Consider the following 11,223-nt stretch of genomic DNA (forward strand, 5'->3'; position numbering starts at 1 on the left):
TATAAACAACATTTTCCAACTTCTTTTCATAATTATGTATATGGTTTACATGATTGCATTTTAGCCTGGCTCGCTTTTCAAATTTAAACAATTCCGGAGCGGATTATTGATTTCCCTTGATTGCGTATGCATGCGAGTTTCTTAATGAGCCAATGACCATACCCATATAGTAAAAGTAACCTTTAAAGCTGATCATGCAGCACAGTACAGGATGGTTAAACAAACAGGCCTGTGTATATTGGGATATAAAACAAACCGGATATCCTGATAAAAGATACGAACTAATGATTACCGCTAAATTATTCTCCATGAAACCTAAAAACATTCTGATCGCCGCAATTCTATTGTTGTTTCAAATCCATTACACCCTATATGCGCAGCCTGTATTGGAAACTGGAAAGGGGAAAATGCCCGATAACTGGATAGATAAAAGTACCGGCCACCTTATAAAAAGGCTGATCAATCAACCTGGAGATCATCGTAGCTTTTATTTTCATAATAATCCATTTGCTGACGGAAAAATGATCTTTTATGGAAGTAATGCCATACGACGTGATACAAGTATAGCCGCGGATGGATATGTTTACAGGCCTAAGCAAAACCCTTACAATAATCAACTATATGCTTACGACTTCACCTCAGGAAATATCCGGCAGTTGACCCACAAAAACAATAGGATGAGTGGGGAAATTGTCAGCGCTGTCAATCACGAAGCCTATTATCAGATTAAAGACAGTGTATTTGCCGTGAATATCAATTCGGGAAAAGAGAGACTGATATTTGTCTTCCCCGAAGACTTTAAAGCAAATATAACGACAATCAATGCCGACGGCACATTGCTGGCGGGTGCCTATGCAACGCCTGCTGAGAAAGCCATTTCCAAAAAGTATCCGAAAAAACATGATTACTTTAACCGCATCTATGCGTCAAAGCTACCAAGGACACTTTTTACCATCAATATTCAGACAAAACAGCTGGATAAAATCTTTACGGACAGTGCGTGGCTTAATCACGTTCAGTTCTCGCCCGTCGATCCACATCTACTGATGTTTTGCCATGAGGGACCATGGCATAAGGTGGACAGAATCTGGACGATCGATGTTGTCAAAAAAAATACGCCAAAGCTGATCCACAAACGCACAATGGACATGGAAATTGCGGGGCATGAATGGTTTAGCTCCGACGGGAAATTTATCTGGTATGATCTGCAATTACCAAGAGGTGAAGACTTCTATGTTGGCGGCACAGAACTTGCCACTGGCAAGGAAATAAAATATCATTTACTTCGAAATGAGTGGTCAGTACATTATACCAGCTCCTGGGACCAAAAGAATTTTGCAGGGGACGGCGGCAGCAAGGGTTCTGTCGCGAAAGCGCCGGACGGGCAGTGGATCTATTATTTCACACCGGAAGGCGACCATTTCAAAGCGGAAAAATTAGTGAACATGAAACATCATGACTACCAGCTGGAACCTAATGTGCATTTTTCGCCAGACGGCAAATGGATCATATTCAGGGCAAATTTTGAAGGGCATGCGGATATTTATGCAGTCAGTATCCGAAGATTCAAATAAAGCCGCTCGTCAATAAATACCGGCAGCTGAATCCGCTCGGGAGCTGTTCAGGTAAGAATTACAGGCAAAAGTCATCTTTTTCTTAACAGCACTTATTCCTTCACAGGAGTAAGTGCTGTTGTATGATGTCATCGCAATAGGTAGTATGGGGATCTCCAATATCATGTCATTTTGTAACCAGAGCGGGCCTTCAGGAAAATACCGGGAAGACTTGGCTGAGCTCTCAAAGCTGTCGGCATAAAAATATTACACAACAGTCGGTTATTGCTTAATTTTGGTTAAAACAATCTGAAAATAGCATCCAGAGCTTCTATTATAAACAACGCAATCCCTCTTATGAAAAAACTGCTATCTCTATCGCTGCTGCTCATAACAGTATCTGGGATCTCACAAACTAGGTATCAACTCTATGTCGATTCATTAGGCATTGCCATTAGTGATTATATCAATGCCCATAAGGATGGCATTGACAGCCTTACATTCTCCAACTTTATGACTCAAATGGCCAATCAGATTACCGGATCGCAGGATTCCATAACGGCCCAACAGCAAATGGATCTGCCGGTTTTTCTCTTATCCAGAATCTCACACCATAATGATTATATGGAAAAATTTATCACTCAAAACATTCCCAGCAGCAAATACTGGACACATACAATAGAAATGCCCCTTCCTCAATAAGTCAGGAAGATTGTGCATCATTCTGGACACATCATAAATTTATCTCTCACAGCAGTGATACTTCTACTGTTCTTTTAACGATCGATGAAAACTACTGGATTGATTCAATGTCGGATCACACCTATTCTAAACTCACGGTAGAAAAATCCAATGACCAGACGTTCAACAGCACATTTATCGAAAGTAATAACAGATGGAAAAGCTTGATCAGTATTCCGGGCGACGTTTATTGCTATCAAATTCTAGAAAAGACGGATCATTCGTATAAACTATCAACACATATGAAGGGAATATCCAGCTATTTTATATTTGAACTCGAATATCAATAAGAAAAAACCATTCAAAATCAGAATTACTGCATTGTTATGTTTAATTGAAATCAATAAACGAGAATTGCTGGCAATAATGATAGCCATACCGCATGCATGCCAGCATACTCCATGATCATAATCCAGGATTACCCCCGTATTCCGCCCAAAGCTCATCAATGTTCTTGCCCAATATCCGCACCCAGAAGTCTTTATAGTTGGTGCCCTCTCGGAGTGCCGCGTCCAGCTCTTGCACAAAATCCCTGTTCTTATGGTTTTCTATCCAAACCAGAAACCGGGCGGTCACCCTGTAACTATCATCATAATGCTGGTCTGGGCTATAATCTGGCAAAGACCAGGAATCGGGATTATCTATCCCAAAGCGATAACGCACATAATCTGCAATGCCTTCAGTAAGCCAGCCTGGCACATCTCCTTCATACCCGTTCTGTATTTTATGCATGATTTCATGAACCGCTACATCCCCCTCATCAGGATGGGCCTCCATGTAATCATAGCTGAATACCAAGACATCTCCAAAGGAATACGCAACGCCATCGTAACTTGGATCAACGATAAAATATATGCGTTTGAGCGCATCTGGGTTATACGTCTCAAGTAATTTCGGATACACCGTGAAGAAAGTATTCGTCAGCATTGACTGATAAGACAAATTCTCCTTTTCGGAATGGTTAACAAATATCAGTTTCAAACCGTCCTTGCTTGTGCTATCGACCCAAGAGATGGGTTCCGCTTTTTGCGCTGAGGGAGGCATCTGAATTAATCGGAACTCTGAGGCCTGGAACATATCTGCACCATATACTTTTGCAACCTGCCAGCGATAATAGGTATAACCCTGGTCATTTTCAAAGTAAAAACGATAATTGGTTCTTCTTTGCCGGAACTGCATTCCCATCCGGCTGTCCAGCAAGGTCCAATCCTTACCATCCATAGAGCCATAAAACTTCCAGTCCATGGGATCGCGGCCGTCAAAATCATTTCCGGTGGTGAACTGATAGGAGGCGACCAGTTTTGAGGAATCAAATTGAAAATCAATATTCACCAGTGAAAAATCCTTAATCAGGAACTTTGTGGTGGTGTCACCATCTACCAGCCTAGTTGAACCTTCGACACCGTCAGGGCCATCCGGGTTGTCTTTGCTTACAGTTAAAGTTGCCTTGCTTGTGATATCCAACACGGGGATATCTTCAAAATCTGGATTGGGATCGGGCCCGGGGGCAGCATCCATCGTATCCTTGCTGCAACTAATTGCCAATATAAGCATTAGCAGAATAACAGAAAGGAGTTTGCTATTGAGTTTAAGCATCTTCATAAGTATATCTTTTATAGGTTTCGATAGCTACACGTACCATTGACCGAAAAAGTGGCGGCCAAGTAAGAAACGATTCTTCCCGGACAAAATGCCAACAACAGGCAAGATGGTCGCCATCTAAGTTAATCAAATTACTGTATTTCTCTAAAAATAAGGAAAATCACCGGTGATGATCCCCTGAGGCTCAAACCTTTTTTACGCAAATCTCCTTCGCAACCATTTACGCATTGGCTCATCATACCATTTAAGGCTGACATAGGCCAGAATTATTGAACCGAACAGGATCAACAATGCATAAGGCAGCGCTTCCAGAAACGTCATGCCGCTGTTATCACTGATCCAGGCAACATAAAAATAAACAAATGGGTAATGTACCAGATATAATGGATAAGAAATGTCGCCGAGAAACTTACATATCTTATACTCTCGCTGACCGTGCGCCACGCCACTCGCGCCTAAATAAACGATAAGCGGGAAAATGATGATGATACAAAACGATTCATACACCCCATTCATCCAGAGATGTGTAGCGCCTCCAATACGGGGCATATACAGTGTGATTGCCACCAAAAGGCTGCACCACGGAAAAGCATGTTTGATCCGGATAGGCCTGGCTACTCTTGAAAGTAATAACCCCGCAAAGAAAGGATACATGGTCCGCACAAATCCGATATAGAGGTGCTCCCTATTCAGGGTCCACCCGCCACTCACATCCCCGTTCGGGTTTGTTATAGCCATATATGCCAAGGTTATGGCCGCCATTATGACCAAAACAGCCAGGGCTGCTTTTGAAAACTTCCTGATAAAGATTGCATACAAGATATTAGCAATATATTCAAAGAACAACGACCAGCCGACGCTATTAAGCGGATGCATTTCTTGCCAACCTCTTATATCCAACGATAAAGGAACGGGAAGTACCGTATAGCCTATCATCATTACCAGTACCAGTTTCCATAGTGGAACCGTATGGATCAGCGGCCAGATTGCGGAATCGGTAAAATAGAAGCCGATAGCGCCCAAGGTCATTCCCAATATCACCATCGGCTGGAGTCTTTCAAGACGGCGCCTAAGGAATGCCCCCACGGTCATTTTGCCCCAACGGTCATCATACGCATAGCCAATCACAAAACCTGACAAAAGAAAGAAGAAGTCAACGGCTAAATAGCCGTGATTGACCAGAATATCCAGATGACCGGTTCCTAAGGGCTCGGTCAGATGAAAGGTGACGACAATAATTGCGGCAACACCACGTAATCCATCTAAAATCAGATAATGGGGTTTGGCAGGAAGGCTATTATTATTCATCGATATTCTTCGACTCTTAGGGTTTTATTAAAAAAGATGCGTAAATATAGGCAAACAACAGCCCTTCTGATCGACATATAGTATCAAAATTTGGGCAAATCGTTTCAATTAGGCAGCAATAAAGCTCGACTCTATAATATCGGCCATCGCGCTATCTTTTGAGAGCATACTCTTATTTTATTGGGGCACTAATAAGCATCGATCGCCAGAATCAAAAAAGAATACCGAGTCAGCTATTCTCTAAAATATGGCCTTAGAACGAAAGAAGTGTTAATCTTCCAGACATTAACACTTATCGTCAGCGCCCAGCATAAAGAGCAAAAATGAACAAACCTATTTCGCGAATTTTTCCTAAAAGCGACGCCAAAGACATTTGACTTTAGGCTGGCAGGTGAAGAGTGACACAATAAGCGGCATTCCAGCAGCAGTGAGACCAAGCCACCTAACTGCTTCTCATTTGAGCCGTCAATATATTATTTTCGGTCGGCAAAAATTATTATTATCCAACTTCAATAATTCTGTTTAAATTGCCTTTCAAATATAGTTTCTCACCAAGATTGTAAGGTTACTGGAGTACATCCGACTAAAGCTGCAAGTGTCGTGTATTATGACCGCTTGCAGACAGGATACGGCCAGATGACTGCAATCGAATCCTAATAGATACGTCTATGCAGATGAACGCTTCGACATCAGAATTAAATAAGCCGGCACCGGAGCATTGGGTTGATAAGTATGCAGATTATCTGTATGCGTACGCCTCAACGCGGATCAATGATCGTGATCTTGCAAGGGATCTGGTCCAAGAAACATTTCTTGCAGCATTGCAGCGCATCGATAAATTTGAAGGCCGCAGTTCTGAGAAGACCTGGCTGACAGCTATTCTGAAAAATAAAATCATCGATGTGTACAGAAAGAAAGCAGGCCGACAAAAGGATCATATTTACTCATCGGATAGTTCTGCGGCGGAAGATGACTTTTTTGAAATGGATACCGGACACTGGAAAGAAGGAAAATATCCGGCAACTTTTGGTATTGAACAACCGGATATTATCGAACAGAAAGAATTTCAGCGAATACTATTGGATTGCATTCAGAAACTTCCGCCGCTCTGGGCTTCTGTATTCAACATGAAATATATTGATGAGGAAGCTAGTGAAAAAATTTGTGCCGCGCTACAATTAACCACGTCTAATTTTTGGGTCATCAGCCATCGGACAAAGGTTAACCTCCGGGCATGTCTTCAAAAGAACTGGTTTTAACTATTTGTTATGGAGAAATTTACTGAAGAAGAAAAGCATAAGATTGCTAATAATTGCAGAAAAGCAACTTTTCTGATAGAAAAGCAGCAGTTTGGAGAAATTACCAGATTGGAAAAGCTGGAATTAGCGCTCCATTTGAAAAATTGTGAAATCTGTACCATATACATGAAACAGAGTGCACTGATCGATGAATATAGCAGAAAAATAATCGTTTCAGGGCTTGGAGACCTGAAATTAGAAGATAAAGATAAGCAACAGATCAGGGATGCTGTCAATAGAAAACTAGGTGAAAAATAGCCTGGACAATATCCCGAAAACTTGTGCTATTTCTATCAGGCACCCCTGATTAAAAGTGCGGAAAGCCTCGAGGCAGTGCTCACCAGTAACCTCTTTCTGAGTGCATTGGAAAGCGCCTTCAGACCCAAAAATTCCAATGACTTCTCAACAAGTTTAGAGCGAGTACCCCTTAAACTAAGCAGATAAAGCCTGCCACCTGCTCATCACTTCTGTAAGTCTTCTTGAAAGCTATATCGTTTCAGGCTCTCCTCTCCTTGTTGCCGAACAAAGATCTATCTTTGACAGAAACTATCACACCTTACCAGATTCGTTGCAGACACAAAAAGCAGTTGATAGCGTCATCTTATCTCCCCAAACCCTATCATATCAGACGCCATCACTGCTTCATAATAGAAAACCTCTGTACACTATCTGTTATCCTCTAAATTCAAACGAGTGAATTACATAGTATAACCAAAACCGTATAACTAATCTACCTTTTCTTTTATCTCTTTGGCAAGAGATTCCCCGTTCATACAATAACGCAACCCGCTGGGTGCAGGACCATCAGGAAACACATGTCCTAGATGCGCGTCACACACATTACATTGCGCTTCAACACGGATCATTCCATAGGAGGTGTCCTTTAAATATTTAACGCTGTTCTCTTTATATGGCTGAGTAAAGCTCGGCCACCCGGTTCCCGAATCAAATTTAACAGTGGAATCGAACACCAGCGTATTACAGCAAACACAAGAATACAGTCCAGGCTCATAGCTCTGACAAAGATCATGGCTAAAGGACGCCTCTGTTCCGCGCTGGCGTGTTATACGAAATTGTTCAGGGGTCAAAAGTGCTTTCCATTCCCCTTCGCTTTTTTCAACACGTTTGTCTGGTGTGGGATTGCCTTTATTTGCAAAATTTAAGATATCATTCCAGTTTAACATAGTGCTTTATTTGCTGTTATTAATTATTATTTTCACCCTCAAATAGCCGTCGCGTGACAAACTCTAGATACCCTCCCCCACGATGTCTTGTCATTTCAGACCGATGGCAGCGACGGCCACTTTGAGTATCTAAATTGTACTTATGCCATTTACTTTTTCCGATTGGCCTCAGCCGCCACTTTAAATAACTCAGGATTGATGTGACAGTAACCGCCAGGGTTTTTATCAAGATAGTCCTGGTGATACTCTTCAGCCTTATAATAATTTTTAAGTGGTGTAACTTCTACCACAATCGGGCTGGTATACTTAGCGCCTTCTGCTTTTACACGGTCCTCTATTACAGCCAGTTGATCTTCGGCAGTATAGTAAATGCCTGTACGATACTGCGTTCCGAAATCATTTCCTTGCCTGTTGAGGCTGGTCGGGTCAATGGTGAGGAAATACAGATTCAGTAATAAATTCAGATCAACCACCTTAGGATCATAGGTCACTTTTACCGTTTCTGCAAATCCGGTGTTATTGTAGACAACATCGTGATAGCTTGGATTTTTGGTATGCCCATTGGCAAAACCTACTTCGGTCTCGGTAACTCCATTTATCTGTTGAAAGAAGTGCTCTGTCCCCCAAAAACAACCACCTGCAAAATAGATTGTTCTTGTGCTGTCATTGGTGTTTACTGTTCCCATTATACTCGTTTTATTTGTGATTTTATTTAATGCCTGTTCTGTATTATTACCGGCACCATTACAACTGGCCAGTGAAACCAAGCCCAAAACTGCTGTGGCGAAAAATGATAAAATATTCATATTGTTCTAATTTTTAAATATGCTTGATAAGTTTTCTAACACTAATCGGGTAAAGGGGATAAAATCCGCTTCATCCTCTTTATTGACTTAGTCGCAAAAGAACCGGCAACCTTACAATCACATTTTATCAAGTTGAATGGCTTATAAGTTGTTGAGAAAGAGCTTATGTAATCTCCATTGGAGCATTTCTTCCAGCTTTAAGAATTAAGCCTGCGTATTTTTCGTTATGAATATGATTTCTTTACTTTGGACAGCCGCGGTTGCTTCGCCAGCAGTCCATAATGCCGCGCCCAGCAAAACCAGGTCTTTAAGAAGAAATTGCCCCGGAGACCCTGAAATAAACGGAAATGACATATCATGCTGGATGACACCCGGAGTAGATACTATAAATGTCAAAGTTATGATAAAGGTGATAATCGCGCCGATACTCCCCACGAAAGACAGTCTTGGTGAAACCGGTCGCAAGCCAATTAGGACACCGGTTGTAATTTCAATAACGCCAAGTACATTCGCAAAAGACCTGGTGTCAAGAAAAGTAAAAGCCCAGGACAAAAACGGACTATGCTCGGCCAAGGGACGGACGCCCACAGCCTCATATTCTGTAAATTTAAGAATACCGATCCAGATCAGGACAACAACTAAACCATAACGGATAAAGAACGTTCCGGCCTTAAGAAAGAACTCTGTTGTAGATGCTTTTTTCATTTTTCAAATAATTTAAATTTACCCACTTAGTTGGCTATCTACCAAAAACCTTACAAAAAAAATAAAGTTTTAAATAACTCCTATCGAATTATAGTCGGATAGATTGCAATAGCTGCTTACGCAGCTTGCCTTCTTTACACATGCGTTTTTCCTTCAGTGCATTTTCGGTTTTGATCTACTCCTTCTCCTTAAATGCGGATTTCTCAATAATAAAGTTAGACGGTCGCCCGTTCAAATTTTAAAGGAACTCTAAGATGTATCCAATGAAAAAAGCAGTTATGAACTCTCGTTCATAACTGCTTTTTTCTATGTGACCCCGCAGAGACTCGAACTCTGGGCCCGCTGATTAAGAGAGATCCCAAAAGGGTACTTTTGCATATACATATTTAATAGCTATTTATAGAATAACTGATATTCAATAACCTTAACATTACGTTATTTTAGAAATTGATAGTTGCTGCTGGTTATTCATAAGATATGTGTATCAAAATGTGTATCAACATTTCTATTTTTGAACCATGAAAAATACAATGCTAAATATAAAGGTGGTCCCCGACAAAAGGCGGGAGACAGTACAAGGTAAATATCCATTAAAACTAAGACTTACCTATAAAAGGGAAAGAAAATACTATTCCATCGGCAAAATGGTTTCCGAAGATGAATGGCAATCACTAAATTCAGAAAAAGCCAAGGGTAAATTAAGAAACCTCCGGAACGAATTGACGCAAATAGAAGTAATGGCTCAAGAGACGGCAGTTAAAATAGTTCCATTTTCCTTTATCCTATTTGAGCGGCAATATTTCCAAAGCCCTCAGGTTGCTGACCTCAATACGGTCCTGGTCGACAGCTACAATGAATACATAGAAGGTCTCATTAAAAACCAGCAGATCAAAACAGCCAAAAGCTATTCGAACTCATTCAAATCGTTAAACGCTTATAAGCCCAACCTAACTATATTCGACATCACAGTTGAATTCCTCCAGCAATATGAAATTTGGATGCTTAGCAACAAAAAATCAAGGACAACTATAGGCATCTACACCAGATGTTTACGGACCATTATGAATGTTTTAAAATCGGAAAGCATAATTACTGAACAAGCCTACCCCTTTGGCAGGAAAAAATACATGATACCAAAGGGCAACAATACTAAAAAAGCTCTAAGTATTGAACAGATAAAGGCCATTTTCAATTACGAAGTACCAGCTGGTGAGCACTACTACTATCAACGACGGTCCAAAGATTTTTGGATTTTCTCATACCTAGCAAGCGGCATGAACTTCAATGATATAGCAAAACTAAAATGGGAAAATTTTGACCAATCATCATTTACCTTTCTCAGATCAAAAACAATAAGAACAAACAAGGCTAATCCGCACCCGATAACCGTACTGCTTAATGAACAACTAAATAGAATTATTAAATCATGGTCAACAGACCCTAATACTAGTAAAAAAGATGACTATGTATTCAATATCATCCATAAAACCGATTCTCAAGACCAAATAGCGACCAAGATCGATCAATTCATTAAAGTAACCAACCGTTGGATGAATCAAATCGGGAAAAAATTAAAAATTGAAGCACCAATTACCACATATGTGGCCCGCCACTCATTCGCAACAATAACAATAACAAATGGCAATGCCCCTATAGAATTCGTGAGCCAGTGCCTTGGCCATGCCAGTATATTAACAACCCAGCATTACTTTGCCGGTTTCAATACACAAAAACAAGCAGAATATAGCAAAGCACTATTAAATTTCTAATATTACAAAACGAAAAATATGTCAATCATCATAAAAGACAAACTAATGGAATCAGATAACTATAAAATTGCGGAATTCTTACATGCATCATTAGGTGAATTATTACGTATAAGCCTTCTCGACAAAAAGAATTACGAAAAATTTCCAGAACAACTAAATATGGCCATGGAAGTTTATCAAAAATACTTAGATATAATAGGTGACGTTTCCGGCCAATTTAAACCCAAATTAAATTAGAACTATAATAATGCATCAGC

The 11,223-nt window shown here is 40.6% G+C and carries 11 protein-coding genes; 6 read left to right on the plus strand and 5 right to left on the minus strand.

Translation table 11 applies throughout. From position 1 onward, the window contains the following. The first annotated feature begins 194 nt into the window (after positions 1–194). The gene (locus K9M52_RS06455; protein WP_224071241.1) at positions 195–1,574 is read left to right on the plus strand and encodes an oligogalacturonate lyase family protein; all 1,380 of its coding nucleotides are present in this window, start codon (positions 195–197) and stop codon (positions 1,572–1,574) included. A 336-nt stretch (positions 1,575–1,910) separates the two neighbouring features. Next, positions 1,911–2,255 carry a hypothetical protein gene (locus K9M52_RS06460; protein ID WP_224071242.1) on the plus strand — a complete coding sequence of 115 codons (345 nt, stop codon included), beginning with the start codon at positions 1,911–1,913 and terminating at the stop codon, positions 2,253–2,255. 444 nt (positions 2,256–2,699) lie between these two features. Here K9M52_RS06460 and K9M52_RS06465 read toward each other — a convergent pair whose 3' ends face one another. Continuing rightward, positions 2,700–3,896, minus strand: a complete 1,197-nt coding sequence (locus K9M52_RS06465) for a basic secretory family protein (protein WP_224071243.1) — start codon at positions 3,894–3,896, stop codon at positions 2,700–2,702. A 195-nt stretch (positions 3,897–4,091) separates the two neighbouring features. Continuing rightward, entirely contained in the window at positions 4,092–5,204 is a 1,113-nt protein-coding gene (locus tag K9M52_RS06470; protein ID WP_224071244.1) for an acyltransferase family protein, read from the minus strand. Between the two features lie 668 nt (positions 5,205–5,872). Here K9M52_RS06470 and K9M52_RS06475 point away from each other — a divergent pair. Both K9M52_RS06475 and K9M52_RS06480 read left to right on the plus strand, forming a co-directional pair. Beyond that, entirely contained in the window at positions 5,873–6,463 is a 591-nt protein-coding gene (locus tag K9M52_RS06475; RefSeq protein WP_224071245.1) for a sigma-70 family RNA polymerase sigma factor, read from the plus strand. A 9-nt stretch (positions 6,464–6,472) separates the two neighbouring features. Further along, complete coding sequence (locus K9M52_RS06480) at positions 6,473–6,760, plus strand: hypothetical protein (protein ID WP_224071246.1); 288 nt, start codon at positions 6,473–6,475, stop codon at positions 6,758–6,760. Between the two features lie 467 nt (positions 6,761–7,227). Here the strand turns inward: K9M52_RS06480 and msrB are convergent, their stop codons facing one another. The 3 genes from msrB to K9M52_RS06495 all read right to left on the minus strand — a co-directional run bounded on the left by msrB (position 7,228) and on the right by K9M52_RS06495 (position 9,197). Continuing rightward, complete coding sequence (msrB, locus tag K9M52_RS06485; protein WP_224071247.1) at positions 7,228–7,686, minus strand: peptide-methionine (R)-S-oxide reductase MsrB; 459 nt, start codon at positions 7,684–7,686, stop codon at positions 7,228–7,230. 149 nt (positions 7,687–7,835) lie between these two features. Further along, the gene (gene msrA, locus K9M52_RS06490) at positions 7,836–8,492 is read right to left on the minus strand and encodes a peptide-methionine (S)-S-oxide reductase MsrA (RefSeq protein WP_224071248.1); all 657 of its coding nucleotides are present in this window, start codon (positions 8,490–8,492) and stop codon (positions 7,836–7,838) included. Positions 8,493–8,696: 204 nt separating this feature from the next. Beyond that, positions 8,697–9,197, minus strand: a complete 501-nt coding sequence (locus K9M52_RS06495) for a YkgB family protein (protein WP_224071249.1) — start codon at positions 9,195–9,197, stop codon at positions 8,697–8,699. A 518-nt stretch (positions 9,198–9,715) separates the two neighbouring features. On the opposite strand from K9M52_RS06495, the gene K9M52_RS06500 reads away from it, so the two are divergent. Next, positions 9,716–10,966, plus strand: a complete 1,251-nt coding sequence (locus tag K9M52_RS06500) for a site-specific integrase (RefSeq protein WP_224071250.1) — start codon at positions 9,716–9,718, stop codon at positions 10,964–10,966. Between the two features lie 18 nt (positions 10,967–10,984). Beyond that, positions 10,985–11,203: a hypothetical protein gene (locus tag K9M52_RS06505; RefSeq protein ID WP_224071251.1), complete on the plus strand. Its 219-nt coding sequence runs from the start codon at positions 10,985–10,987 to the stop codon at positions 11,201–11,203. Positions 11,204–11,223: the final 20 nt, after the last annotated feature.

It is taken from the genome of Arachidicoccus terrestris, from assembly GCF_020042345.1.
GTDB lineage: Bacteria > Bacteroidota > Bacteroidia > Chitinophagales > Chitinophagaceae > Arachidicoccus > Arachidicoccus terrestris.